The organism is Micromonospora sp. HB375 (genome assembly GCF_017872985.1).
GTDB lineage: Bacteria > Actinomycetota > Actinomycetes > Mycobacteriales > Micromonosporaceae > Micromonospora > Micromonospora chalcea.
The window spans coordinates 5,940,604-5,964,220 of the sequence record NZ_JAGGJO010000001.1; the positions used below are offsets into that span (position 1 = coordinate 5,940,604).

Annotated in this window: 23 protein-coding genes; 12 read left to right on the forward strand and 11 right to left on the reverse strand. The window is 72.7% G+C overall.

From position 1 onward, the window contains the following. Window positions 1–91: 91 nt before the first annotated feature. Together J3R08_RS26240 and J3R08_RS26245 are read left to right on the forward strand one after the other, a co-directional pair. Entirely contained in the window at window positions 92–3,835 is a 3,744-nt protein-coding gene (locus tag J3R08_RS26240) for a multifunctional oxoglutarate decarboxylase/oxoglutarate dehydrogenase thiamine pyrophosphate-binding subunit/dihydrolipoyllysine-residue succinyltransferase subunit (protein ID WP_209963084.1), read from the forward strand. Between the two features lie 63 nt (window positions 3,836–3,898). Further along, a complete protein-coding gene (locus J3R08_RS26245) occupies window positions 3,899–4,081 on the forward strand; it encodes a DUF6104 family protein (protein WP_209963086.1) in 183 nt (60 codons plus the stop codon). A 21-nt stretch (window positions 4,082–4,102) separates the two neighbouring features. On the opposite strand, the gene J3R08_RS26250 is transcribed toward J3R08_RS26245, so the two are convergent. Together J3R08_RS26250 and J3R08_RS26255 are read right to left on the reverse strand one after the other, a co-directional pair. Continuing rightward, complete coding sequence (locus J3R08_RS26250) at window positions 4,103–6,439, reverse strand: bifunctional polysaccharide deacetylase/glycosyltransferase family 2 protein (protein ID WP_209963087.1); 2,337 nt, start codon at window positions 6,437–6,439, stop codon at window positions 4,103–4,105. Further along, window positions 6,432–6,950, reverse strand: coding sequence for a hypothetical protein (locus J3R08_RS26255; protein WP_069087363.1), 519 nt, complete (start codon window positions 6,948–6,950; stop codon window positions 6,432–6,434). Before J3R08_RS26255 ends, J3R08_RS26250 begins: the two co-directional genes overlap by 8 nt. A gap of 94 nt (window positions 6,951–7,044) precedes the next feature. Between J3R08_RS26255 and pta the strand changes: the two genes are divergently transcribed. Together pta and J3R08_RS26265 are read left to right on the forward strand one after the other, a co-directional pair. Beyond that, window positions 7,045–9,120: a phosphate acetyltransferase gene (gene pta, locus J3R08_RS26260; RefSeq protein WP_209963089.1), complete on the forward strand. Its 2,076-nt coding sequence runs from the start codon at window positions 7,045–7,047 to the stop codon at window positions 9,118–9,120. After that, window positions 9,117–10,229, forward strand: coding sequence for an acetate/propionate family kinase (locus J3R08_RS26265; protein WP_209963091.1), 1,113 nt, complete (start codon window positions 9,117–9,119; stop codon window positions 10,227–10,229). Before pta ends, J3R08_RS26265 begins: the two co-directional genes overlap by 4 nt. A 144-nt stretch (window positions 10,230–10,373) precedes the next feature. Here J3R08_RS26265 and J3R08_RS26270 read toward each other — a convergent pair whose 3' ends face one another. Beyond that, window positions 10,374–10,547 (reverse strand): hypothetical protein, encoded by a 174-nt coding sequence (locus J3R08_RS26270; protein WP_166457193.1) that lies wholly within the window; start codon window positions 10,545–10,547, stop codon window positions 10,374–10,376. Window positions 10,548–10,728: 181 nt separating this feature from the next. Between J3R08_RS26270 and J3R08_RS26275 the strand changes: the two genes are divergently transcribed. From J3R08_RS26275 to J3R08_RS26285, 3 genes are all read left to right on the forward strand, one after another. Next, complete coding sequence (locus J3R08_RS26275; RefSeq protein WP_064447874.1) at window positions 10,729–11,802, forward strand: alpha/beta hydrolase; 1,074 nt, start codon at window positions 10,729–10,731, stop codon at window positions 11,800–11,802. 113 nt (window positions 11,803–11,915) lie between these two features. After that, window positions 11,916–12,449, forward strand: coding sequence for a nucleotidyltransferase domain-containing protein (locus J3R08_RS26280; RefSeq protein WP_209963093.1), 534 nt, complete (start codon window positions 11,916–11,918; stop codon window positions 12,447–12,449). Window positions 12,450–12,490: 41 nt separating this feature from the next. Next, window positions 12,491–13,456, forward strand: coding sequence for a chlorophyllase (locus J3R08_RS26285; RefSeq protein ID WP_209963095.1), 966 nt, complete (start codon window positions 12,491–12,493; stop codon window positions 13,454–13,456). A gap of 67 nt (window positions 13,457–13,523) precedes the next feature. On the opposite strand, the gene J3R08_RS26290 is transcribed toward J3R08_RS26285, so the two are convergent. The 3 genes from J3R08_RS26290 to J3R08_RS26300 all read right to left on the reverse strand — a co-directional run bounded on the left by J3R08_RS26290 (window position 13,524) and on the right by J3R08_RS26300 (window position 16,234). Then, window positions 13,524–14,477: a zinc-binding dehydrogenase gene (locus J3R08_RS26290; protein ID WP_030503225.1), complete on the reverse strand. Its 954-nt coding sequence runs from the start codon at window positions 14,475–14,477 to the stop codon at window positions 13,524–13,526. Window positions 14,478–14,562: 85 nt separating this feature from the next. Beyond that, the gene (locus J3R08_RS26295) at window positions 14,563–15,738 is read right to left on the reverse strand and encodes an NADP-dependent malic enzyme (protein ID WP_043328531.1); all 1,176 of its coding nucleotides are present in this window, start codon (window positions 15,736–15,738) and stop codon (window positions 14,563–14,565) included. Window positions 15,739–15,895: 157 nt separating this feature from the next. Beyond that, on the reverse strand, window positions 15,896–16,234 hold the full coding sequence (locus J3R08_RS26300) for a S24 family peptidase (RefSeq protein ID WP_043328529.1): 339 nt from the start codon (window positions 16,232–16,234) through the stop codon (window positions 15,896–15,898). A gap of 78 nt (window positions 16,235–16,312) precedes the next feature. Between J3R08_RS26300 and sodN the strand changes: the two genes are divergently transcribed. Genes sodN through J3R08_RS26315 form a run of 3 tightly spaced genes read left to right on the forward strand, consistent with a single transcriptional unit; the run spans window position 16,313 to window position 17,678 of the window. Continuing rightward, window positions 16,313–16,717, forward strand: coding sequence for a superoxide dismutase, Ni (sodN, locus tag J3R08_RS26305; RefSeq protein ID WP_043328527.1), 405 nt, complete (start codon window positions 16,313–16,315; stop codon window positions 16,715–16,717). Then, the gene (locus J3R08_RS26310; RefSeq protein WP_209963097.1) at window positions 16,714–17,238 is read left to right on the forward strand and encodes a GNAT family N-acetyltransferase; all 525 of its coding nucleotides are present in this window, start codon (window positions 16,714–16,716) and stop codon (window positions 17,236–17,238) included. Before sodN ends, J3R08_RS26310 begins: the two co-directional genes overlap by 4 nt. Before the next feature lie 32 nt (window positions 17,239–17,270). Beyond that, window positions 17,271–17,678, forward strand: a complete 408-nt coding sequence (locus J3R08_RS26315) for an ATP-binding protein (protein WP_030503230.1) — start codon at window positions 17,271–17,273, stop codon at window positions 17,676–17,678. Window positions 17,679–17,715: 37 nt separating this feature from the next. On the opposite strand, the gene J3R08_RS26320 is transcribed toward J3R08_RS26315, so the two are convergent. Beyond that, window positions 17,716–18,117 (reverse strand): hypothetical protein, encoded by a 402-nt coding sequence (locus J3R08_RS26320; RefSeq protein WP_043328520.1) that lies wholly within the window; start codon window positions 18,115–18,117, stop codon window positions 17,716–17,718. Between the two features lie 43 nt (window positions 18,118–18,160). Here J3R08_RS26320 and J3R08_RS26325 point away from each other — a divergent pair, with 43 nt between their 5' ends. Continuing rightward, window positions 18,161–19,111, forward strand: a complete 951-nt coding sequence (locus tag J3R08_RS26325; protein WP_030503232.1) for a diacylglycerol kinase family protein — start codon at window positions 18,161–18,163, stop codon at window positions 19,109–19,111. A gap of 448 nt (window positions 19,112–19,559) precedes the next feature. Next, window positions 19,560–19,817: a WhiB family transcriptional regulator gene (locus J3R08_RS26330; protein WP_013288358.1), complete on the forward strand. Its 258-nt coding sequence runs from the start codon at window positions 19,560–19,562 to the stop codon at window positions 19,815–19,817. A 63-nt stretch (window positions 19,818–19,880) separates the two neighbouring features. On the opposite strand, the gene J3R08_RS26335 is transcribed toward J3R08_RS26330, so the two are convergent. From J3R08_RS26335 to J3R08_RS26350, 4 genes are read right to left on the reverse strand one after another with little or no spacing between them, the layout of a single operon-like run. Next, a complete protein-coding gene (locus tag J3R08_RS26335; RefSeq protein WP_209963099.1) occupies window positions 19,881–20,630 on the reverse strand; it encodes a sirohydrochlorin chelatase in 750 nt (249 codons plus the stop codon). After that, a complete protein-coding gene (locus J3R08_RS26340; protein WP_209963101.1) occupies window positions 20,612–21,361 on the reverse strand; it encodes a phosphoadenylyl-sulfate reductase in 750 nt (249 codons plus the stop codon). The genes J3R08_RS26335 and J3R08_RS26340 overlap by 19 nt, the downstream gene beginning before the upstream one ends. Next, entirely contained in the window at window positions 21,358–21,516 is a 159-nt protein-coding gene (locus J3R08_RS26345) for a hypothetical protein (protein ID WP_013288361.1), read from the reverse strand. The genes J3R08_RS26340 and J3R08_RS26345 overlap by 4 nt, the downstream gene beginning before the upstream one ends. After that, window positions 21,513–23,222 carry a nitrite/sulfite reductase gene (locus J3R08_RS26350; RefSeq protein ID WP_209963103.1) on the reverse strand — a complete coding sequence of 570 codons (1,710 nt, stop codon included), beginning with the start codon at window positions 23,220–23,222 and terminating at the stop codon, window positions 21,513–21,515. The genes J3R08_RS26345 and J3R08_RS26350 overlap by 4 nt, the downstream gene beginning before the upstream one ends. Between the last annotated feature and the right edge of the window lie 395 nt (window positions 23,223–23,617).

Genomic DNA, 23,617 nt, shown 5'->3' on the forward strand with positions numbered 1-23,617 from the left:
CCTTGGCATCGGTTTACCCAGCGTCGGCAACCGGGGGTCACCGGGGGCCACCGTGACATTCACAACCGCGTGAAAGAGGCGATTAGCGGCCGTGTCGACCCAGCAGACTTCGCAGGAGAACCCACTGGCGGGTTTCGGCCCGAACGAGTGGATCGTCGAGGAGATGTACCAGCGCTACCTCGCCGACCCCTCGAGCGTCGATTCGGCCTGGCACGACTTCTTCGCCGACTACCGGCCGGCCCCGGGCGCCGCCACGCCGCGCCCGGAGGGGCAGGCCAAGCCGGCCGCGAAGCCGGAGCCGGCCGAGCAGCAGGAAGCAGTGACCACGGTCAAGGAGCAGCCCGCCAAGGCGGCCCCCGCCAAGGCCGAGCCGAAGGCGGCCGCCCCGGCCAGGCCCGCGGCGAAGCCGGCGGCGAAGGCGCCTGAGCCGGCCAAGAAGTCCGCCCCGGCCAAGCCGGCCGCCAAGGCACCGACCGCGAGCGCCGCCGGCACCACGACGCTGCGCGGCGTCGCCGCCAAGATCGTGCAGAACATGGACGCGTCGCTGTCGGTCCCGACCGCCACCAGCGTGCGCGCCGTCCCGGCCAAGCTGCTCGTCGACAACCGCATCGTGATCAACAACCACCTGACCCGGGGTCGCGGTGGCAAGGTCAGCTTCACCCACCTGATCGGGTACGCGCTCGTGCGCGCCGTCGTCGAGCACCCGGAGATGAACAACTCCTTCGCCGAGGTCGACGGCAAGCCGGCGATGGTCCGCCCGGAGCACGTCAACCTGGGCATCGCGATCGACCTGGTCAAGCCGGACGGCTCGCGCAACCTGGTGGTGCCGTCCATCAAGGGCTGCGAGCAGATGGACTTCCGGCAGTTCTGGCAGGCGTACGAGGACGTGGTCCGGCGCGCCCGCCGCAACGAGCTGACCATGGAGGACTACTCCGGCACCACGATCTCGCTCACCAACCCGGGCGGCATCGGCACCGTGCACTCGATCCCGCGCCTGATGCAGGGGCAGAGCGCCATCATCGGCGTCGGCGCGATGGAGTACCCGGCCCCCTACCAGGGCATGAGCGAGGCCACCCTGGCCGAGAACGCGGTCAGCAAGGTCATCACGCTGACCAGCACGTACGACCACCGGATCATCCAGGGCGCGCAGTCCGGCGAGTTCCTGAAGGTCATGCACGAGCTGCTGCTCGGTGAGCGCGGCTTCTACGACGACATCTTCACCTCGCTGCGCATCCCGTACGAGCCGGTGCGCTGGATGCGCGACGTCGCAGTCGACAGCGAAGGCCAGATCAACAAGACCGCGCGGGTGCACGAGCTGATCCACGCGTACCGGGTGCGCGGCCACCTGATGGCCGACACCGACCCGCTGGAGTTCAAGATCCGGAAGCACCCGGACCTGGACGTCCTCCAGCACGGGCTCACGCTCTGGGACCTCGACCGCGTCTTCCCGGTCAACGGCTTCGCCGGCCAGCAGCGGATGAAGCTGCGCTCGATCCTCGGCGTGCTGCGCGACTCGTACTGCCGCCGCGTCGGCATCGAGTACATGCACATCCAGGACCCGGAGGAGCGGCGCTGGATCCAGGAGCGGGTCGAGCGCAAGTACGAGAAGCCGAGCCAGGACGAGCAGAAGCACGTGCTGAACCGGCTCAACGCCGCCGAGGCGTTCGAGACGTTCCTGCAGACCAAGTACGTCGGCCAGAAGCGCTTCTCGCTGGAGGGCGGCGAGTCGCTGATCCCGCTGCTCGGCGAGGTGCTGGAGTGCTCCGCCGAGGCCGGGCTGGACGAGGTCGTCATCGGCATGGCCCACCGCGGCCGGCTCAACGTGCTGGCGAACATCGTCGGCAAGCCGTACGAGAAGATCTTCTCCGAGTTCGAGGGGCACCTCGACCCGCGCTCCACCCAGGGCTCGGGCGATGTGAAGTACCACCTCGGCCAGAACGGCAAGTTCACCACTCCGGACGGCGAGCACGCGGTCAAGGTGTCGGTGGTGGCGAACCCGTCGCACCTGGAGGCCGTCGACCCGGTGCTGGAGGGGATAGTCCGGGCCAAGCAGGACCGGATCGACCTCAAGCTGGAGGGCTACACCGTGCTGCCGCTGGCGGTGCACGGTGACGCCGCCTTCGCCGGCCAGGGTGTGGTCGCCGAGACGCTCAACCTGTCCCAGCTGCGCGGCTACCGCACCGGCGGCACCGTGCACGTGGTCGTCAACAACCAGGTCGGCTTCACCACCGCCCCGGAGTACAGCCGGTCCAGCCTCTACAGCACCGACGTGGCCCGGATGATCCAGGCGCCGATCTTCCACGTGAACGGCGACGACCCGGAGGCAGTGGTCCGGGTGGCCCGCCTCGCGTTCGAGTACCGGCAGGCGTTCAACAAGGACGTCGTGATCGACATGGTCTGCTACCGCCGGCGCGGGCACAACGAGGGCGACGACCCGTCGATGTCCAACCCGGAGATGTACAAGATCATCGACTCCAAGCGGTCGGTCCGGAAGCTCTACACCGAGGAGCTGATCGGGCGCGGCGACATCACCGTGGAGGACGCGGAGGAGCTGCTGCGCGACTACCAGGGGCAGCTGGAGCGGGTCTTCAAGGCCACCCGGGACGCCGCGACCACACCGCGTCAGCTCAGCCGCCCGCCGCGGGAGGAGGAGCCGGAGCCGCATGTCGACACCGCCACCGACGCCGCGGTGGTCAAGGCGATCGGCGAGGCGCACGTCAACCTGCCGGAGGGCTTCACCCCGCACAAGCGGATCCAGCAGCTGCTGGAGCGGCGCCGCAAGATGTCCGTCGAGGGCGGCATCGACTGGGGCTTCGCCGAGATCATCGCGTTCGGCACGCTGCTGCACGACGGCGTCACCGTCCGGCTCGCCGGGCAGGACTCGCGCCGCGGCACGTTCGTCCAGCGGCACGCCTCGGTGGTCGACGCCAAGACCGGCGAGGACTACCTGCCGCTGATGTCGCTCACCGCCGACGGCGAGCGGTCGCGCTTCTTCGTCCACGACTCGCTGCTCTCCGAGTACGCGGCCATGGGCTTCGAGTACGGCTACTCGGTGGAGAACATCAACGCGCTGGTGGCCTGGGAGGCCCAGTTCGGTGACTTCGTCAACGGCGCCCAGTCGGTGATCGACGAGTTCATCTCGTCCGGCGAGGTGAAGTGGGGTCAGCGCTCCGCGGTGACGCTGCTGCTGCCGCACGGCCACGAGGGCCAGGGCCCGGACCACACGTCCGGCCGCCCGGAGCGGTTCCTCCAGCTCTGCGCCGAGGACAACATGCGGGTGGCCATCCCGACCACCCCGGCGAACTACTTCCACCTGCTGCGCCGCCAGGCCATGTCGCCCAAGCGCAAGCCGCTGGTGGTGTTCACGCCGAAGTCGCTGCTGCGGCACAAGCTCTGCGTGTCGCCGGTCGAGGACTTCACCACCGGGACGTTCCAGCCCGTGCTGGCCGACACCGCGGCTCCGGCGCCGGAGCAGGTGAAGCGGGTGCTGCTCTGCTCGGGCAAGGTCTACTACGACCTGTTCCAGGCCCGGCAGGAGCGGGGCGTGACGGACACCGCGATCATCCGGATGGAGCAGCTCTACCCGCTGCCCGTCGAGGAGGTCCGGGCCGCGCTCGCGCAGTACCCGAACGCCGAGGACTTCGCCTGGGTCCAGGAGGAGCCGGCCAACCAGGGCGCCTGGTCGTTCGTCGCGCTCAACCTGCTGGAGCACCTGCCCGAGGTCCGGCTGCGCCGCATCTCCCGGCCGGCCGCCGCCGCCCCGGCGGTGGGCTCGGCGAAGATGCACGAGGTCGAGCAGAACGCGCTGATCGAGGCGGCTCTCCCCCGCCCGTGACACCACCGGCAGCGGCCCGTCCCGACCCGGGGCGGGCCGTTGCCGTACGACGAGAGGAACACCGTGTACTTCACCGACCGTGGCATCGAGGAGCTGGTCGAGCGCCGGGGTGACGAGCAGGTCAGCCTGGAGTGGCTGGGCGAGCGGCTGCGTGACTTCGTCGACCTGAACCCGGAGTTCGAGACCCCGATCGAGCGGTTCGCCACCTGGCTGGCCCGCCTCGACGACCCGGACGACGACGACTGACGCGCGCGGCCGGGCGCGGCCTCAGCCGGCCGCGCCCCGCCCGGCGACCCGCAGGTCCCCGGTACGCCGCAGCTTCTGCCAGCCCAGCCGGCCGCCGGTCAGCGCGGTGCCGACCGCCTGGAGCAGTACCAGGTACATGACCTGCCGGTAGACGAACTGCTGCAACGGCAGCACCCAGAGCACGCCGAGCCTCTCCCGGTCCAGCCGGAAGGCGAGCACCGCGGTGAGGAACTGGAGCGCGAGCATCACCAGCCAGGCCACTACCGTGTCGCTGCGGTCCAGGAAGATCAGCCCGTAGATGGCGAGCAGGTCGATCACCGGGGCGGCCAGCGGCAGCAGCACGCCGAACAGCGTCAGGAACGACAGGCACCGGCGGCCGAACCGGCCCGACGGACCGCTCTCGATCACCGAGCGCCGGTGCTTCCACATCGCCTGCATGGTGCCGTAGCTCCACCGGTACCGCTGCTTCCACAACTGGCCGATGGTGGTCGGCGCCTCGGTCCAGGCGCGGGCGCTCTCCTCGTACACGATGTGCCAGCCGGCGCGGCCGACGGCGATGGTGACGTCGGTGTCCTCGGCGAGCGTGTCGTCGGTCAGGCCGCCCACCTGCTCCAGCGCCTGCCGCCGGAACGCGCCGATCGCGCCGGGGACGGTGGGCATGCAGCGCAGCGTCTCGTAGAGGCGGCGGTCGAGGTTGAAGCCGATGACGTACTCGATGTGCTGCCACTTGGCGATCAGGCCGCGGCGGTTGCCGACCTTGACGTTGCCGGCGACCACGCCGACCCGGGGGTCGGCGAACGGCTGGACCAGCCGGCGGACCGAGTCCGGCTCGAAGATCGTGTCGCCGTCGACCATGACGATCAGGTCGTGCCGGGCCAGCGCGACGCCGGTGTTCAGCGCGCTGGGCTTGCCGCCGTTGGGCTTGCGCACGACCCGCACGTTCGGCAGGCGCAGCGCCGCGACGATGTCGGCGGTGCCGTCGGTCGAGCCGTCGTCGACCACCACCACCTCGATGCCGCCGGGGTGGTCGCCCAGGGCCAGCGAGCGGACCGCCGCGGCGATGCCCTCCCGCTCGTTGTACGCGGGCACGATCACCGAGACCGGTTCGGTGACCGGCGGGCCCCAGGACCAGTCGCGGCGACGGCGGCGGCGCGCGTGCCGCGGGGCCACGACGAACAGCAGCAGGGTACGGCCGATCGTGAGCACCCCGACGAGAACGAAGAAGACGCCGAGCACCCCGAACATGCCGTCGGCGACGCGTACCGCGCCGACCAGCACGTGGCCCCGCAACCGCTCGTCGAGCGGGACCGCCGTGTGCCCGCCCACCGGGCCGGACACACCCGCGGCCGCGAACGTCTGGTTGAGTCCCTCGCTGACGGTGGTGAAGCGGTAGCCGCGTTCCAGCATCGCCGGGATGTAGCGGTCCAGCGCGGCCACGGTGCCGGCCCGGTCGCCGCCCGAGTCGTGCCACAGCGCGATGGTGCCGGCCGTCCCGTCCGGCGTGGCGTTCGCGATCATCTCCTCGACCGGGAGCAGCTCCCAGTCCCGGCTGTCCACGTCGTTGACGACCGTGAGGTAGCCCAGCTCGCCCGCCTGCCGCAGCATCGGCCAGTCCCGGTCGGTGTACGCGTCCGCCCGGGACGAGTACGGGAAGCGCAGCAGCGACGTCCGGACACCTGTGGTGCTGGCGATGGCGAGCTGCGTCTGCGCGTACTCCAGTTCGCGCCGCCACTCCGGCAGCGCGGCGAGGTCGGGATGGGTGAACGTGTGCACGCCCAGCTCGTGGCCCTCGGCCACCAGCCGGCGGGTCACCTCCGGGTTTCTGACGACCTGCGAACCGATGACGAAGAAGGTGCCCTTGACCTGGTACTTGTCCAGGACGCGCAGCACCTCCGGCGTCCACCGCGGGTCGGGTCCGTCGTCGAAGGTGAGCGCGACGGTCCGCGGCGGCAGGCGGTGCGACTGGGTCCGGCCCTCCGCGCCGACGTTGACGATCGGGCCGCCGCCGACCACCGAGCTGGGGACCTCCCGCTGGCTGCCGGGCGTCACCCGGTTGTCCGGTACGAACGCGGCGTTCGTGTACGCCTCGACGACCAGCAGACCGCCCAGGACGACCACGACCATGGCGACCAGGGCCCAGCTCGGCCGGGGCAGGAGACGCCGCCCACGGGACCGGCGCGCGCCGGGGATCTGCCGCACGCCGGGGATCTGCCGGACGTCCAGCACGGCTGTGGGCGCGTCGTCCGGCTGCCGCCCGGCCCGGTGCCCGCGGGCGGCCCGCACACGGCGGCGGTCCAGCGTGACTGTGGGCTGCTCACTTGTCTGCGGGTTCGGGCGGGCGGGCGCCTGGTCACTCATCGGCGGGCGCGACCGGCGCGGCGGGCGGGTCGACAACCGCCGGCGGGTCGACAACGGGCGGCGGCACCTCGGCGGTGGGGGCGGTGGGCGGCGCGGTGGTGGCCGGCGTCTGGACGGGCCGGGGCGCGGTCGGTGCGGTCCGGGTCGGCCGGGGATACCGAGGGCTCGGCGGGACCGTGGCGGCGGGGGCGACGGAGGTTGCCGGCACCCGCACCGGCGCGGTGCGGATGTCGGTGGGCGTGTCCGGCGTGGCACGGGTCGGCGCGGGAGTGTCCGACGGTTTCGGCGAGGGCAGCCGCTGCTCGCTGGTCGGCTCGACGAACGGGATGACGGTGTCCGGGGTGATCGGCCCGCCGGCGAAGCTGACCCCCACCATGACCGTGTAGATCACGCCGGCCGCGCCGGCGCAGTAGGCGAGACGGCGCAGCCGCCGACGTCGCCGCCCGCTCGGGTCGACGAAGACGGGGGGCGATTCCGGTACGACGGGAATCAGTGCTGTCGGGCCTTCCACACGGCCAAGTGTAGATGCGAGAAACTTCCACCTTCTCCCCCGGCTAGCCGTGCTGACCAGGCAGAACGGACAGCACCGACCTCGATCTTGTAGGTTGGGTGCCGTGGCGCGCAGCGTGTACCTGACCGGCGTTGGCTCGGGCGGGGGAAAATCGACAGTGGCGCTCGGGCTGGCCGAGCTGTTGTCCCGCCAGGTGGAACGAATCGGCGCGTTCCGGCCGCTCGTCACCGGCGACGGCACCGACCCGATCCTGGCCCTGCTCACCGAGCGCTACCGGATGGATCTGCCGGTCGACGAGCTGTACGGCGCCACGTACGCCGAAGCGAGCGCGCTCGTCGCGGACGGCCGCCGGGAGGAGCTGATCTCCCGGATCGTCACCCGCTACCGGGAGGTCGAACGCCGCTGCCCGGCGATAGTGGTGGTCGGCAGCGACTTCGCCTACGGCGACGGCACCGGCCCGCGTGAGCTGGCCTTCAACGCCCGGCTCGCGACCGAGTTCAGCAGCGTCGTGGTCCCGGTGGTCGACGGTTTCGGGCAGACGCCCGAGACGATCGCGGCGGCGCTGCGCGGCGCGTACCACGATCTGGTCGACCTCGGCGCGACGGTGATCGCGGCGCTGGCCAACCGCGTGCCGGAGCCGATGACGCTGCCCGAGCTGCCGGTGCCCGCGTACGCGATCCCGGAGGTGCCGACCGTGTCGGCGCCGACGGTGGCGGAGGTCGCCGCGGCGCTGCGCGGCACCGTGCTCACCGGCGACGAGACCGCGCTCGACCGTGACGTGCTCGACTACGTGGTCGGCGCGGCGCACGTGCCGACGCTGCTGGACCACCTCACCGACGGGGCGCTGGTGATCACCCCGGGCGACCGCGCCGACCTGCTGGTGGCCGCCGGGGCCGCGCACGTCGCCGGGCAGGTGTCGCTGGCCGGGCTGGTGCTCACGCTCGGCGAACAGCCCGACCCGCGGGCCATGCGCCTGGTCGAGCGGATGAACACCGGGCTCCCGGTGCTGTCGGTGCCCAGCGACAGCTACGACACGGTGTCCGCGTCCAGCCGGATCGAGGGCCGCCCCAGCACCGCCAACCCGCGCAAGGTCGAGGCCGCGCTCGGCGCGTTCGAACGCTGCGTGGACACCGACGACCTGGCCCGCCGGCTGCGGGTCAGCCGGTCCGCGCGGGTCACCCCGCTGATGTTCGAGAACGACCTGATCGACCGGGCCCGCGCCCAACGCCGCCGGCTCGTGCTGCCCGAGGGCGCCGACGAACGGATCCTGCGCGCGACCGAGGTGCTGCTGCGCCGGGGCGTCGCCGAGATCACGCTGCTCGGCCGCCCGGACGAGATCGCCCGCCGCACCCGGGAGCTGGGCGTGGACCTCGGCGACGCGCAGGTGGTCGACCCGGCGACCAGCCCGTGGCGGGACGAGTTCGCGCAGGCGTACGCGCAGTTGCGCGCCCACCGCGGCGTCACCGTGGAACTGGCGCACGACATCGTGGCGCAACCCAACTACTTCGGCACGATGATGGTGCAGACCGGCCACGCCGACGGCATGGTGTCCGGCGCCACCCACACCACAGCCGCCACCATCCGGCCCGCTTTCGAGATCATCCGGACCGTGCCGGGCGTCTCGGTCGCCTCCAGCGTCTTCTTCATGCTGCTCGCCGACCGGGTGCTCGTCTACGGCGACTGCGCCGTCAACCCCGACCCGGACGCCGACCAGCTCGCCGACATCGCCATCTCGTCGGCCGACACCGCGGCCCGGTTCGGCATCGAGCCGCGGGTGGCGATGCTGTCCTACTCCACCGGCAGCTCCGGCGCGGGCGCCGACGTGGAGAAGGTCGCGGCGGCCACCAAGCTGGTCCGGGAACGCCGGCCCGACCTGCTGGTCGAGGGCCCGATCCAGTACGACGCGGCGATCGACCCGCAGGTGGCCGCCACCAAGCTGCCGGACAGCCCGGTCGCCGGGCGCGCCACGGTGTTCATCTTCCCGGACCTGAACACCGGCAACAACACGTACAAGGCGGTGCAGCGGTCGGCCGGGGCGGTGGCGGTCGGGCCGGTCATGCAGGGCCTGCGGCGGCCGGTAAACGACCTGTCCCGCGGCGCCACCGTGCCCGACATCGTCAACACGGTGGCGATCACCGCCATCCAGGCCGCCGCGGAGGCGTCGGAATGAGCCGCATCCTGGTCCTCAACAGCGGGTCCTCGTCGGTCAAGTACCGGCTGTACGACGGCGACGACGTCCTGGACAAGGGCACCGTCGAACGGATCGGCGAACCCGGCGGCGGGCCGGCCGACCACGAGAGCGCGGTCCGGGAGATCATCGGTCGGCTCGACCTGACCAGGCTGGCCGGCGTCGGCCACCGGGTGGTGCACGGCGGGCGGAAGTTCAGCGAGCCGGTACGCATCGACGACGCGGTGGTCGCCGCCATCGAGGACCTGGTGCCGCTCGCCCCGCTGCACAACCCGGCCAACCTGGCCGGCATCCGCGTCGCGCGGGAGGCGCTGCCGGACGTCCCGCAGGTGGCCGTCTTCGACACCGCGTTCCACCACACGCTGCCCGAGGCCGCCGCCACGTACGCGATCGACAAGGCCACCGCCGAGCGGTACGGCGTCCGCCGGTACGGCTTCCACGGCACCTCGCACGCGTACGTCTCGCGGCGCACGGCGGACCTGCTCGACCGCCCGTACGACCAGCTCAACACCATCACGCTGCACCTGGGCAACGGGGCGAGCGCCTGCGCGGTCCAGGGTGGCCGCAGCGTGGCCACCTCGATGGGCATGTCACCGCTGGAGGGCCTGGTGATGGGCACCCGCAGCGGCGACCTCGACCCGACAGTCATCTTCCACCTGCGCCGCGAGGGCGGCATGGGCGTCGACGACATCGACGACCTGCTCAACCACCGCAGCGGCCTGCTCGGACTGACCGGCGTCAACGACATGCGCGAGGTCCTGGCCCGGCGTGCCGCCGGTGACCCGGACGCGACACTGGCCTTCGACGTCTACTGCCGGCGCATCACCGGCTACGTCGGCGCGTACTACGCGCTGCTCGGCCGGGTCGACGCGATCGCGTTCACCGCCGGGGTGGGCGAGCACGCCGCGCCGGTGCGTTCCGCGTCGCTGGCCGGGCTGGAGCGGCTCGGCATCGCCGTCGACCCGGCGCGCAACGACGGCCACGGCGACCGGATCGTCTCGCCGGACGGCGCGGAGGTGGCGGTGCTCGTGGTCGGCACCGACGAGGAGCGGGAGATCGCCCGCGAGACCCGCGAGGTGCTGGGCGTCTGACCGCGTTCGGGGCGACGGTGCCGCTACCTCGGCGGGGTGGCGTGACCCGGTGCGCCCGATGTCGCCACCTCGGCGAGGTGGCGTGACCCCAGCGCTTCCAAACCCGACCCTGCCGCTGCCGGCGACCGGCGCGCGGCGGCCGGGTCAGCCCAGGGCGATCCAGGCGACCAGCGCGACCACCACGACGACGGCGACAGCCACACCGGCGATCAGCGGCACCCGGGACGGCGCCGACGCCGACGCGGCCGGCTCGGGCGAATCGACGAACGCGCGGAACTGCGCTGTGTTGCCACTCGGGTCGGTGTAGTTCTCAGCCATGCGGGTGACCCTAGCGAAACCGGCCGGACCAGGCCGCCCCGCCAGGCCGGAGCTCGACATCCGGCTCACCCGGCCCGCGCAAACCCGCCCGGCCGGTGGAGGCGTCGCCCGGCCGGGTGGTGACGGCAGCCGATCCGGACGGCGGGCGCGGACCGACCACTCGGCTGCCTACCGTGCAGGTGTGAGGGGGCAGCGGCTGGTGGCCGCGCTGATGACGGCGCTGCTGGCCGGCTGCGGCCAGGCCGTCGCCACCACCGATCCCGTACCGGCCGGTGTCCGGCCCGCGCCCGATCGCCAGTACGCGGTGGGGATGCGCCAGTTCACGCTCGACCCGGAGGGCGCGCGGCCGCTGCCGGTCACCGTCTGGTACCCGGCCGACCTGCCCACGCAGGCGACCCCGTCCACTTCCGCAGGTCCCGCCGCACCGGCCCACACCACCGCGCTACCCGGCTCCGCCCCCGCACGTGACGCCGCCCTCTCGCCGGGCCCCGCCGCCACCTCGACCGGCCCCGCCGCCGGGCCGTCCGGCACCGGCACGCTGGACGGGCCACGGGTGCGGCCGGGCGCGCCGTTCGCGGCGGGCCGGTTCCCGGTGGTCCTCTACAGCCACGGGCTGCGCAGCCTGCCCGCGCTGCACGCCGCCCTGACCAGCCGCTGGGCGGCCGCCGGGTTCGTGGTGGTAGCGCCCACCTACCCGCGTACGAGCCTGCGCGCCCGCAGCTACACCCGCGACGACGTACGCAACCAGCCGGCCGACGCCTGGCGGCTGGTCCGCCACCTGGTCCGTCTGGGCACCCGCCCCGGTGACCCGCTCGGCGCGCACCTGGCCGTGGACCGGTTCGCCGCCGCCGGGCACTCGGCCGGTGGTCACACCAGCCTCGGAATGTTCGCCTCCGGGCAACCGACCCCGCTACGGGCCGGGATCGTGATCGCCGGTGGCCGGATGGTCGCCGGCTTCTCCCGTCCGCTCGCGCCGATGCTGTTCGTGCACGGGAGCGCCGACCGGATCGTGCCGGAGTCGATCGGCCGGGCCGCGTACGCCCGCTGCCTCGGGCCGGCCGCCTTCCTGAGCCTGCGCGGTCAGGGCCACGGCGAGTATCTGACGCCGGGCCGGGCCGGTTTCCCCCAGGTGCTCGCCACCACCACCGACTTCCTGCGCTGGACGCTCTACGCCGACCGGGCAGCGCTGCGTCGCCTCCCCGCCGACGCGACAGCCCCCGGCACAACTTTCACGACCCACTCCCTCCCCACGTGACGGCACCCGGCCCAGCGCCGTTGATCATGAGGTTGACGGCGACAAACCGGACAGCAGATGCCGCCAACTTCATGATCGACGCGAGCCGGGGCGGGGGTGGGTAGGGTGCGGGCGTGGACGGGCTGGAAGGGCGGCAACTGGGCGCCATCCGTGAGGTCGTCGAGGTGGCCGGAGCGGCCGGGATCGACGTCTGGCTGCGCGGCGGCTGGGCGATGGACTTCCACCTCGGAGCGGTGAGCCGCCCCCACGTCGATGTCGACTGGTACTGCTGGCGGCGGGACGCCGACCTGCTGGCCGACCGGCTCGGCGCGCTCAGCTGGCGGCCCGACCCCCGAATGCCGGCAACGCTCCAGCTCGACCTGGTCCGGGACGACGTCGAGCTGAGCTTCGCGTACCTCGACCGGGACACGGCGGGCCGGGTCGTCGTGGGCGCCGGACCGTGGGCGGGCACCGTCCTGCCCGAGGGCATGCTGAGCGCCCCACCCGGCCGGATCGGTCCGCTAGCGGCCCCGGTGATCAGCATCGCCGCGCAGATCGAGTTCAAGGAGATGTTCCCGGTCTGGATGCCGGAGCGGCCCCGCCGTGCCAAGGACGCCGCCGACCTGGCCCGGCTCCGCGCATCGGCGTGCGACCACCCGACCGGCTGACCGGGCGGGGTCACAGGCGATCGCGAGGCACAATTCAGTTCATGCGCCGTCGTCCCGTCGCCCTGCTCACCGCCGCCGTCCTCGGCGCCGCCCTCGCCGGCTGCTCGGAGCAGCCCGCCGCCCCGGCCGGGCGGCCCGCTCCGGACACCGCACCGACAAGCGTCACACCGACCCCGCGCGTACCCGCCGGCAAGGCGCCCACGGAGAGCTTCGCGGTCGGCGTACGCCAGGTGAAGCTGAACCGGGACGGCAACCGGCCGTTGCCGGTGACGATCTGGTACCCGGCGGCGGGCGCGGCCGGTGGCGCGGTCGAGCGCTCCGCCCCGGCGGCGGCCGGGCGGTTCCCGGTGGTGCTGTTCAGCCACGGGCTGACCGCCCGGCCGGAGGACTACCAGGTGCTGCTCACGCGCTGGGCGGCGGCCGGTTTCGTGGTCGCCGCGCCACGTTTCCCGCACACCTCTCGGGGCACCGACGGCAACGCGCTGGACGTGCTGAACCAGCCGGCCGACGTGTCGTACGTGCTGACCCGGGTGCTCGCGCTCGGCGAGAAGGCGGGCGATCCGCTGCGTGGCCGGCTGGACCCGGAGCGGGTGGCCGCGACCGGGCACAGCGCCGGTGGCGTGACCACTATCGGCCTGTTCACCGCGGGCCGGGACGCGCGGCTGGACGCGGGCATCGTCTTCGCCGGCACCGCGCTCGGCGTGGGCACCGCGTTCGCCGGCACCGTCGCGCCGCAGTTGTACGTGCACGGTGAGACCGACGAGGTGGTGTCGTACGCCGCGGGCAAGGCCGTCTTCGACGCGGTGCCGTGGCCCAAGGCGATGCTCAGCCTGCCGAAGGGCGACCACGGCCGGGCGCTGCTCGGCGACGGCAAGGCGCTCGGCGTGGTCGCGGACACCACGATCGAGTTCCTCCGCTGGACGCTCTACGGCGACCCGGCGGCGAAGGAGCGCCTCCCCGCCGCCGCGGCCCGAGGCGGCGTGGCCACGCTCGACGACCGGCTGTAAGGAAGGGCCCCTTATTAACGCCTCCGGTAGAGAAGGGGCCCCTTCTTAACACGCTGCGCCGCGCGCCTCAGGCGGTGTGGTCGACGACCACCTTGCCGAAGACGTCGCCGGACTGCAGCCGGGCGAACGCCTCGGTGATCTCGCTGAACGGCACCACCCGGTCGACCACCGGCCGCACCTCGTGCTCGGCGCAGAACGCGAGCAGTTCGGTCAGCTCGTCGGGGGTGCCCATCGAGGTGCCGAGGATCTCCAGTTGCATGGCGAAGACCCGGCGCAGGTTGACCTTCGGCTCGTGGCCGGAGGTGGCGCCGGAGACCACGATCCGGGCCATCGGCGCGGCCGACTTCAGCGAGTGGTCGAACGTGGCCGCGCCGACCGTCTCGATCACCACGTCGACCCGTTCCGGCAGCCGCGCGCCGGGCTCCAGCGCGGTCGCGCCCAGCTCGGCGATCCGCTCCCGCTTGGCGGCGTCGCGGCTGGTCGCGTACACCCGCTTGCCGAGCGCGACGCCGAGTGCGACAGCCGCGGTGGCCACGCCACCGCCGGCGCCCTGGACCAGCACCGACTCGCCGTCGGCGACCCGGCCCTTGGTGGTCAGCATCCGCCAGGCGGTGAGCCAGGCCGTGGGCAGGCACGCCGCGTCGGTGGCCGACAGGCCGTCGGGCAGCGGCAGGAGGTTCATCCGGGGTACGGCGACCAGCTCGGCGAACGTGCCCTGGTAGTGCTCGGAGAGGATGGAGACCCCGCGCGGGTCGCCCGGGGTGGGCACCACCGGGTAGATGACGACCTCGTTGCCGTCCGGGTCGGTGCCGACCGCGTCGCAGCCGAGGATCATCGGGAGCTGGTCGGCGGTCAGGCCCACACCGCGCAGCGACCAGAGGTCGTGGTGGTTGAGCGAGCTGGCCCGGACCCGCACGGTGACCCAGTCGTCCTGCGGGTGGGTCGGCTCGGGACGGTCGCCGACGGCGAGCGCGGCGAGCGGGTTGTCGGTGTCGAAGGCCGAGGCGAAGGCAGCACGCATGATCGGCACGGTAACAAGCTGAGCAGCAGTTAAGAAGGGGCCCTTCCTCTACCGGAGGCGTTAAGAAGGGCCCCTTCCTTACATCTCAGCGGCGGGCGACGCCGTCGCGGCGGGCGGCTTCGGCGACCGCCTCGGCCACCGCCGGCGCGACCCGGGGGTCCAGCGGCGAGGGCACGATCGCGTCGGCGGTGAGCGACTCGGCCACCACGTTCGCGATGGCGTCGGCGGCGGCCACCTTCATCGAGTCGGTGATCCGGGTGGCGCCGGCGTCCAGCGCGCCCCGGAACACGCCGGGGAACGCGAGCACGTTGTTGATCTGGTTCGGGTAGTCGCTGCGCCCGGTGGCGACCACCGCCACGTGCCGGGCGGCCACCTCGGGGTGCACCTCCGGGGTGGGGTTGGCCAGCGCGAACACGATGCCGCCGGGCGCCATGCCGGCCACCGCCGCCTCGGGGATCTGGCCGCCGGAGACGCCGATGAGCACGTCCGCGCCGCGCAGCGCCTCGGTGATGTCGCCCTGGCGGCCCTCGGCGTTTGTGAGTTCGGCCAGCTCGGCCTTGGTGCCGGTCAGCTCGCGGTGCCGGCCGATGATGCCGCGCGAGTCGCACACCACCACCCCGGCCGGGTCGACGCCGCCGGCGATCAGCATCTTGGTCACCGCGACACCGGCCGCGCCCGCGCCGCTGACGGCCACCCGCAGGTCGCCGAGCTTGCGGTTGAGCAGCGTGGCGGCGTTGCGCAGCGCGGCGAGCACCACGATCGCGGTGCCGTGCTGGTCGTCGTGGAAGACCGGGATGTCCAGCGCCTCGTCGAGCCGCCGCTCCACCTCGAAGCAGCGCGGCGCGCTGATGTCCTCCAGGTTTATCCCGCCGAACGAGGGCGCGAGCGCCTTGACCGTCGCGACGATCTCGTCCACGTCCTGCGTGTCCAGGCAGACCGGCACCGCGTCGACGCCGGCGAACTGCTTGAACAGCACCGCCTTGCCCTCCATCACGGGCAGCGCGGCGCGCGGGCCGATGTTGCCCAGACCGAGTACGGCGGAGCCGTCGGTGACGACCGCGACGGTGTGCGACACCCAGGTGTAGGTGTCGGCGAGCGCGGGGTCGGCGGCGATCGCCTCACACACCCGGGCAACCCCCGGGGTGTACGCGAGGGAGAGGTCCTCGCGGCTGGTCAGCGGGACGGTGGAGGCGACTGCCATCTTGCCGCCGACGTGCAGGCGGAAGACGGGATCGGCGGGGTCCGGGGTGGACGAAGACATGGTGACTCCAGGATCTGTCGAGCAGACGGACCGGCCGGCGTGGTCAGCGGTGGTCAGCGACCGGCGGCGCGGCGGTGCGGGGGTCACCCGGGCACTTTCCGAGCATAGTCACGCTTCGGCAGCCAGTATGTGAGCGGGGTCATATCCGCTCCGGTCGTTACCGGCCCCTGACCAGTCCCGGACGCGGCCACCAGCGGGCCACCACCCGGCCGCGGACGTCGGCCACCCCGTACGCGCGGGAGTCGTCGGCGACGAACTCGTTGTCGCCGCGCAACCACCAGCCGCCGTCGCGCGGTTCCACCGCCCGCTTGACGACGAGCAGGTCGGGACGGCTGCGGAAGACCGCGACGACCACGTCACCGGGGCGCACCGCCCGGCCGCCGGTGCGGACCAGCACCGCGTCGCCGTGCCGCAGCGTGGGGGACATGGAGGGGCCGGTCACCAGCACCGGCGTCAGCGGGCCGCGCAGCGCCGGAGGTTCGCCGGTGGGCGCCATGTCACCTCCCAGCCCCCGAGGGCGTCTCCAGGAGTAATGTCGTCTTGGATCATCGCAAACAACCCATGGAGGACCCTGATGCGCCTTCCCCGCATCCTCACGCCCCGGGTGACGGCCAGCGCTCACTGCGACCTGCCCTGCGGCGTATACGACCCGGCCCAGGCCCGGATCGAGGCCGAGTCGGTCAAAATGATCTGTGAGAAGTACCAGGCCAACACCGACCCGGAGTTCCGCACCCGCGCCATCCTGATCAAGGAGCAGCGGGCGGAGCTGGTCAAGCACCACCTGTGGGTGCTCTGGACCGACTACTTCAAGCCGCCGCACTTCGAGAAGTACCCGCACCTGCACCAGCTGTTCAACGAGGCCACCAAGCTGGCCGGCGCGGCCGGCGCCAAGGGCGCGACCGACCCGGCCAAGGCGGACGAGCTGCTGGCGAAGATCGACGAGATCTCGAAGATCTTCTGGGAGACCAAGCAGGCGTGACGTCGCCCGACGGCACTCCGACGATCCGGCCGGTACGTCCCGGGGACGTACCGGCCGTCGTCGCCATGGTGCACGAACTCGCCGAGTACGAGCGCGCCCCGGAGCAGTGCCACCTCACCACCGAGCAGCTGGAGGCGGCCCTGTTCGGGTCGGCGCCGGCGCTCTTCGGTCACGTGGCCGTCGACGCGGCGGACCAGCCGGTCGGCTTCGCGCTCTGGTTCCTCAACTTCTCCACCTGGGCCGGCGTGCACGGCATCTACCTGGAGGACCTGTACGTCCGCCCGTCCGCCCGGGGCACCGGCGCGGGCCGGATGCTGCTGGCCACCCTCGCCGCGATCTGCGTCGAGCGCGGCTACCAGCGGCTGGAGTGGTGGATGATCAACTGGAACCCGGCAGCCCGCTTCTACGCCGCGATCGGCGCCACGCCGATGGACGAGTGGACCCCGTACCGCCTGGCCGGGCCCGCGTTGCGCGAGCTCGCCACGCACGCGACGGCCGCGCCCACGCGGCCGACCCCCTGACCGGGTAGAGTCCCGCACCGGGGGGAGGAGCCGTGACTCAACTGACCGGGCACCCGACGACTGACGACGACGTCGTCCACCTCACCGTGCCCGCCGACGGTGGTTACCTCGGCGTGCTCCGCACCGCCACGGCCGGCCTCGCGGCCCGGCTGCAGTTCGCCCTCGACGAGATCGAGGACCTGCGCATCGCCGTCGACGAGGCGTGCGCCATGCTGCTCGCCATCGCCACCCGCGACGCCGAGCTGGAGTGCCGGTTCGCGGTCACCGAGGACGCGCTCACCGTCGAGGTCACGGTGCCGACGGTCCGGGGCGCGACGCTGCCGTCGGAGTCGTCGTTCGCCTGGAAGGTGCTCACTGCGCTGACCACCGGGGCCAACGCCCACGCGACCGACGGCCGGGCCACCATCTCGCTGCTGACCCGCCGCGCCGGCGGCTACTGACCGGGTCGCGGCCACCGCTCCGGCGGCCGTCCGGCGTTCAGCGGGCCGGGTCGCCGAAGCCGAGCGCGCGGTTGGTCGGGCCGCTCACCAGCAACCCGACCATGCCGATGCCGAACGCCATGAGCGGCAGCCCGAGCCAGCCCATGCCGCCCTCGATCATGAACCAGCCGACCGGCAGCAGCATGAGCTGAAGCACGATCGCGGGCGCGCGTGCGCCGGCGCGACGGCGGGACAACGCGCCGCCGAGCGCCCAGAGCGCCACCGCGCCGCCGATCGCGAACGCGGTCACCCACAGCGCCGAGACCAGGTCCGTCGTCTCAGCGGTGAGGTCGGACCAGATGAGCCACACCGCGATCAGCCCGAGCGCCGCCGCCTCCGCGCGTAGCAGGAGCACCGCGGCGCGCAGCGTGCCGGGGACCGGGTCGGAGTCGATCGTCACGGGCGCCACGATACCGGTGGGTAGTCGCGGTACAGTGCCGCCCATGCGGGCCGTCCTGGTGGTCAATCCGAAGGCCACCACCACCAGCGAGCGCAGCCGGGACGTGCTGGTCCGGGCGTTGCGCAGTGAAGTCGACCTGTCGGTGCGCTACACGCGCCGGCGGGGCCATGCCATGGACCTGGCCCGGGAGGCCGCCCAGGAGGGCGTCGACCTGGTGGTAACGCTCGGTGGCGACGGCACCGTCAACGAGGTGGTAAACGGCCTGATGGCGGCGGAGCCGCCGACGTTCCGGACCGGGCAGACCTCGGCCGAGCGGCTGCCCGCGCTGGCCACCGTGCCCGGCGGCTCGACGAACGTCTTCGCCCGCGCGCTCGGGCTGCCCCGGGAATGGCCGGACGGCACCAGCATGATCCTGGAGGGACTGCGGCTGGGCCGGTCCCGCACGATCGGGCTGGGCCGGGCCGACGACCGCTACTTCACGTTCTGCGCCGGCTTCGGGCTGGACGCGGCGGTCATCCGCCGGGTGGAACAGTCCCGCAAGAAGGGGCGCGTCTCCACGCCGGCGCTCTACTTCCGGTCCACCGCGAGCCAGTACTTCGTCGGCTCGGACCGCCGCCACCCGTCGATCACGCTGGAGCGTCCGGGTGAGGCGCCGGACACGGAGCTGGCCACGGCGATCATCCAGAACACCGCGCCGTGGACGTACCTGGGCGACCGGGAGATCAACCCGAACCCGGAAGCCTCGTTCGATCTCGGGCTCGACGTGCTCGCGCTGCGGCGGCTGCGGGTGGCCAGCACGGCCCGTACGGCGGCGCAGTTCTTCTCCCGGAAGCCGGACCCGCACGGCAAGCAGGTGCTGCGCCTGCACGACCTGGCGGAGTTCACCCTGCGCTCGGAGCGCCCACTGCCGTTCCAGATGGACGGGGACTACCTCGGCGAGCGGGAGAAAGTCCGATTCACCTCCGTGCCGGCGGCACTGAGAGTAATCTGCTAGGTCTCGGGTACTCCAGTCGGTTGACGCGGATCCCCCCGCCGCGCGGGCGCGGTGGCCGCCACGCCGAGGAAGGGTGCCGGAAATGTCAGCAACGTCACGCAGACCGTACTACATTGATTATCGACTGTGGCACGCCGGGTAACCAGGACCCTGGTAAACCCGGACAAATGGGTGGTGAGCCCGCTCACTGTTCGGAGTTTTTCCGAGCGGCACCCTTGACATCGCTGTAGTTCGTGAAAGTATTCACAAGCGAACTCGTGTTGCCGGGACATTGCCTGGATATGCTCGTTCGGTTGAGCTGTTCCAGCAGGTCCAGGCACCCCACAGCCTGCTCACGCTGCGCCGAATTGATGGATGCTGACCGTCACCCTTCGGCAATGCGGACGCAAATAGGAATAGCAACGAAGCGTTTACTGGCCACCCACTAAGAATGAGGAGTGTTGCCGCCATGGACTGGCGCCACGATTCGGTCTGCCGCGACGAGGACCCGGAGCTGTTCTTCCCCATCGGGACGTCCGGCCCGGCCCTCCTTCAGGTGGAGCAGGCGAAGGCCGTCTGCCGGCGCTGCCCCGTGACCGACCAGTGCCTGCAGTGGGCGCTGGAGTCCGGTCAGGACGCCGGCGTCTGGGGCGGGATGAGCGAAGAGGAGCGCCGCGCGGTGAAGCGCCGCGGCGGTCTCCGGGTGCTGCGCGCTCACTCCGCCTGACCCGTACCACACGACAACGCCCCGGCCGGGATTCCGGCCGGGGCGTTGCGTTGTCCTCACCCGTCAGGCCGCGACCGTGTCCACGCGCCGCCGGACCAGATCCGCCAACTCCGGCAGGTCGTTCAGCGGCTCCGCCACCGCCACCGCGCCCGCCGACCGGGCCGCCGCGCGTACCCCGTCGTGGAACCGGCCCGGCGCCAGGAAGTAGGCCGCCACCGCGACCCGGCGGGCCCCCGCCGCGCGCAGTCGCGTCACCGCGCCGCCGACCTCCGGCGGCGCCGCCGACGCGTACGACACGCGGCACGGCACGCCCAGCCCGGCGCCGAACGCCGCCGCGACCCGGCCCACCGAGGCACGAGCGGCCGGATCCCGGGTACCGGCCGCCGCCAGCACCACCGCGTCCAGCCCGCCCGGCCCGTCGCCGGTCGCCTCCGCCAGGCGGCGGCGCAGCCCGTCCAGCAACCCGCCGTCCACGCCGGAGCCGGCCGGGCCCAGCACGTCGGTCACCCGTACCTCGATCTCGGCGCCGGCCGCCGCGACCGCCGCCGGGATGTCGACCTTCCGGTGGTACGCGGCGGTCAGCAGCAGCGGCACCAGAACCGCCCGGGAGTGGCCGGCGGCGGCAAGCCCGCGCAGCACCTCGGCCGGGCCGGGATCGGTGTGGTCCAGCCAGCTCGGCAGCACCGCACGACCGGGCCAGGTGGCCGCCACGGCCCGGGCCAGCGCCCGGGTCGCCTCCGCCGCCCGAGGGTCACGGCTCCCGTGCGCCACCAGCACCACGGGTGGCCCGGCCCTCAGGTGTGCAGGCCGCACTCGGTCTTCTCGAACATCGCCCAGCGACCGGACCGCGGGTCCTCCCCCGCCTTCGTCCGCCGGGTGCACGGCCAGCAGCCGATCGAGCCGTAGCCACGGGCGAACAGCTCGTTGACCGGGATGTCGTACCGGGCCACGTACGCGTCCACCTCCCGCTGCGTCCACGCCGCGATCGGGTTCACCTTGACCTTGCCGCGCCGCACGTCGAAGCCCACCACCGGCGTGTTCGCCCGGGTCGGCGACTCGTCCCGGCGCAGCCCGGCGGCCCACGCGTCGTACCCGGACAGCGCCCGCTCCAGCGGCTCGACCTTGCGCAGCTGGCAGCAGTCGTCCGGGGACCTGTTGAACAGCCGCGGACCGTACTGGCCGTCCTGCTGGCCCACGGTCATCCGAGGCCGGATCGAGCGCACCCGCACCGGCATCCGGCGGGCCACCTCGTCACGCACCCGCAGCGTCTCCGGGAAGTGCAGCCCGGTGTCCAGGAACACCACGTCGACGCCGGGCGCGACCCGGGAGACCAGGTGCGCCACCACCCCGTCGGCCATCGAGCTGGTCACGCAGAACCGCTCGCCGAACGTCTCGGCCGCCCACCGGGCGATCTCGATCGCCGGCGCGTCCGCCAGCTCCCGGCCGGCCTCCTCGGCCAGCGCGCGCAACTCCTCCGAGTCCCGGCGGGCCGGCCCGGCCTCGCCGATCAGGCCGAGGCCGGCGGCGGAGACGAGGCCGCTCACCGGGTCACCGCCCGGCTCAGCAGACCGGTGAACTTGACCGCGAAGACCCGCGCGCAGGCGTGGCACTCCCAGGCGCCGTGTCCGGCCTCGTGCGGTCGCAGGTCCTCCTCCCCGCAGTACGGGCAGTAGAGAGGCGCAGATCGGGCATCGCTCATCGGAGCTCCTCCTCGTCGGCTCTGATCACCCAGTTGGCGAACGTCTCACCCTCGGTCCGGCCGGCCAGGTAGCGGCGGGCGAGCCGTTCCACGTACTCCGGAAGCTCCTCGGCGGTGGTCTTCAGGCCGCGCAGCTTGCGGCCGAAACCGGCGGTCTGGCCCTGGGCCATGCCGAGGCCGCCGCCGAGGTGCACCTGGAAACCCTCGACCTGCCGGCCGTCCGGGCCGACCACGAGCTGGCCCTTGAGCCCGATGTCCGCGACCTGGGTGCGGGCGCAGGCGTTCGGGCAGCCGTTGAGGTGGATGGAGATGTCCGCGTCGAAGTCGCGCAGCCGCTCCTCCAGTCGCGCGACCAGTTCCTCGCCGCGCCGCTTGGTCTCGACGATGGCGAGCTTGCAGAACTCGATGCCGGTGCAGGCCATCGTGCCGCGCCGCCACGCCGACGGCCGGGCCTCCAGGCCGATCCCGCGCAGCGCCGTGACCAGCTCCTCGGTCCGCTCCGGCGCCACGTCCAGCACCAGCAGCTTCTGGTACGGGGTGAGCCGCACCCGGCCGCTGCCGTGCGCCTCGACCACGTCGGCGAGCTGCGCCAGCTGGGTGCCGGAGACCCGGCCCACCACCGGGGCCGCGCCGACGTAGTTCGCGCCGTCACGCTGGGCGTGCACACCGATGTGGTCGACCGGCTTCGCCGGCAGTTCCGCGGCCGGGCCGTCCAGCAGCGTGCGGCCCAGGTACTCCTTCTCCAGCACCTCCCGGAACCGCTCCACGCCCCAGTCGGCGACCAGGAACTTCAGCCGGGCCCGGTTACGCAGCCGGCGGTAGCCGTAGTCGCGGAAGATGCCGACCACACCGGCCCACACGTCCGGCACGTCGTTCAGCGGCACCCAGACGCCGAGCCGCTTGGCGAGCATCGGGTTGGTGGAGAGCCCGCCGCCCACCCACACGTCGAAGCCGGGACCGTGCTCCGGGTGCTCCACGCCGAGGAACGCGATGTCGTTCGCCTCGTACGGGGTGTCGACCAGCCAGGAGATCGAGGTCTTGAACTTGCGGGGCAGGTTGGAGTACGCCTTGTCGCCGACGTACCGGCGGACGATCTCGTCGATCGCCGGAGTCGGGTCGAGCACCTCGTCCCGGGCCACCCCGGCGACCGGGCTGCCCAGCACGATCCGGGGGCAGTCGCCGCACGCCTCGGTGGTCTGCAGGCCGACCGCCTCCAGCCGGCGCCAGATCTCCGGCATGTCCTCGACCCGGATCCAGTGGTACTGGATGTTCTGCCGGTCGGTGATGTCGGCGGTGTCCCGGGCGAACTCGCGGGAGATGTCCGCGATCACGCGGAGCTGGGCCAGGTTGAGCTGGCCGCCGTCCACCCGGACGCGGAGCATGAAGAACTCGTCCTCCAGCTCGTGCGGCTCCAGGACTGCGGTACGCCCGCCGTCGATGCCGGCCTTGCGCTGGGTGTAGAGGCCCCACCAGCGGAACCGGCCGCGCAGGTCCTGCGGGTCGATCGAGGCGAAACCGCGATGGGCGTAGATGTTCTCGATCCGGTCCCGCACGTTCAGCGGGTCGTCGTCCTTCTTGATCCGCTCGTTGGGGTTGAGCGGCTCTTTGTGCCCGAGCGCCCACTGGCCCTCGCCGCGTGGCCGGCGGGGCGCACGGGCGGCGGGCGCCGGGGAGTCGGGACGGGTCGGGGTGCTGCTGACCGCCATCGCGGCGTCCTCCATTGCTTGCTGCGGTGCCTGCGAGCGCGGACGCGGCGGCCGGCCCGGGAGTGGGCCGTGGACGGCGATGTCGATGACGGCCGGCGCGAGTGCGCGCCCGAGACGGAAGGGTCGGGCGTCGTCAGTGGGCCGGACAGATCGCGCTGCGCACGCGGCCGTAATCGACGTGGCGGCGAGCCACGAAGCGGCGGACGACAGCGGCGGTCATGTGCCTCATGCTGCCACACCACGCCCGGCCGGACCACAGCTCCGCACTGTGATCCCACATCACGGGCCCCAACCGGGATCGACTCCCATCCCTGCCCCCGCCGCCCCTCCCCGCCCTCTCCCGTTGATCAAGGAGCTGACGTCCCCCAACCCGCCACATCAGGCCGCAATCTCCT

Bases quoted from the DNA above. Each gene is read 5' to 3' on its own strand.
- J3R08_RS26350 (WP_209963103.1), bottom strand. From the start codon at position 23,222: ATGGCGGTCAGCAGCACCCCGACCCGTCCCGACTCCCCGGCGCCCGCC.
- J3R08_RS26330 (WP_013288358.1), top strand. From the start codon at position 19,560: ATGGACTGGCGCCACGATTCGGTCTGCCGCGACGAGGACCCGGAGCTG.
- J3R08_RS26290 (WP_030503225.1), bottom strand. From the start codon at position 14,477: ATGCGTGCTGCCTTCGCCTCGGCCTTCGACACCGACAACCCGCTCGCC.
- J3R08_RS26345 (WP_013288361.1), bottom strand. From the start codon at position 21,516: ATGAGCGATGCCCGATCTGCGCCTCTCTACTGCCCGTACTGCGGGGAG.
- J3R08_RS26295 (WP_043328531.1), bottom strand. From the start codon at position 15,738: ATGTCTTCGTCCACCCCGGACCCCGCCGATCCCGTCTTCCGCCTGCAC.
- sodN (WP_043328527.1), top strand. From the start codon at position 16,313: ATGCGCCTTCCCCGCATCCTCACGCCCCGGGTGACGGCCAGCGCTCAC.
- J3R08_RS26270 (WP_166457193.1), bottom strand. From the start codon at position 10,547: ATGGCTGAGAACTACACCGACCCGAGTGGCAACACAGCGCAGTTCCGC.
- J3R08_RS26250 (WP_209963087.1), bottom strand. From the start codon at position 6,439: ATGAGTGACCAGGCGCCCGCCCGCCCGAACCCGCAGACAAGTGAGCAG.
- J3R08_RS26325 (WP_030503232.1), top strand. From the start codon at position 18,161: ATGCGGGCCGTCCTGGTGGTCAATCCGAAGGCCACCACCACCAGCGAG.
- J3R08_RS26285 (WP_209963095.1), top strand. From the start codon at position 12,491: ATGCGCCGTCGTCCCGTCGCCCTGCTCACCGCCGCCGTCCTCGGCGCC.
- J3R08_RS26265 (WP_209963091.1), top strand. From the start codon at position 9,117: ATGAGCCGCATCCTGGTCCTCAACAGCGGGTCCTCGTCGGTCAAGTAC.
- J3R08_RS26300 (WP_043328529.1), bottom strand. From the start codon at position 16,234: ATGGCGCCCACCGGCGAACCTCCGGCGCTGCGCGGCCCGCTGACGCCG.